Raw genomic sequence first — 877 nt, 5'->3', positions numbered from 1 at the left:
CGGGGGGTAGGGGGTGGCGGGCCGTTCGGAGGACTGGCGGCTGACGGGGATGAAGCCCTGTCGCTTCCAGCCGCCGCCTCTGGGTTCAGGTTCCGTCATGCTTCCTCATCGTCGCCAGACGTGCTCCGTGCTCAGGCCGTCACACCCCAGGGTCCCCCGTTCACCGCACGGTATGGGGGCGAATGAGCGATTCCCGCAACTCGCGCCCCCTCGTGCGCCCCTTTCTCCGGGCCCGCGCGCGGGCGTCGCCCCCCTCGGCGCCGGTGTGTCGTCCCGCTTCCCCGGCGCCGGCGGGGTCCCCCGCGGGCGGCTCGCGTGTGGGCTGATCGGGTGTCATGCGCTCGGGCGGCGCAACTCCGGGTGGGCAAGCGCGGTTGGGGTGGCTGGTGATCCTGTCTCGGGGTCCGCTTTCGAAAGGGGCAATCATGAAGAAGCTGTGGGCCGCCGCCGCGGTCGCCGTCACGGTCGCGGGTGCGGGTGCCGCTCCGGCCATGGCACTCTCGGACGACGGTGGCACGACCTCCGTCTCGGGCAACGGCGCCCAGCAGGCGTACGGCAACCAGGCGACGTACGGGAACATGAGCCCCCAGCTCGCCCTCGTCCAGGGTTCGCTCAACAAGCCCTGCGTCGGCCTGCCCGCCAAGGTCAACGCCGGTTCGCTGGTCGGCCTGGTGCCGATCGCGGTCCAGGACGTCAACGTCCTGTCCTCGCCGCAGAACCAGCAGTGCACCGAGAACTCCACCCAGGCCAAGGGCGACGAGCCGCTCTCGCACATCCTGGACGACATCCCGGTCCTCTCGGGCAACGGTGCCGCCAACGGCTGACCGCCGCACCCGACGGGATCGACGAGGGCCCGCCCTCCCGCGCACACGCGCGG

Annotated in this window: 1 protein-coding gene; it reads left to right on the top strand. The window is 72.1% G+C overall.

The features are described 5' to 3' along the window. The first annotated feature begins 425 nt into the window (after positions 1–425). Positions 426–824, top strand: coding sequence for a rodlin (locus SSBG_RS12000; protein WP_008746399.1), 399 nt, complete (start codon positions 426–428; stop codon positions 822–824). Positions 825–877 lie beyond the last annotated feature (53 nt).

It is taken from the genome of Streptomyces sp. SPB074, assembly GCF_000154905.1.
Taxonomy (GTDB): domain Bacteria; phylum Actinomycetota; class Actinomycetes; order Streptomycetales; family Streptomycetaceae; genus Streptomyces.
Note: the sequence above shows the minus strand (reverse complement) of the source record. Positions and strands in the feature narration are given on the sequence as shown.

Coding starts and splice junctions, on each gene's coding strand:
- SSBG_RS12000 (WP_008746399.1), top strand. CDS start 426: ATGAAGAAGCTGTGGGCCGCCGCCGCGGTCGCCGTCACGGTCGCGGGT.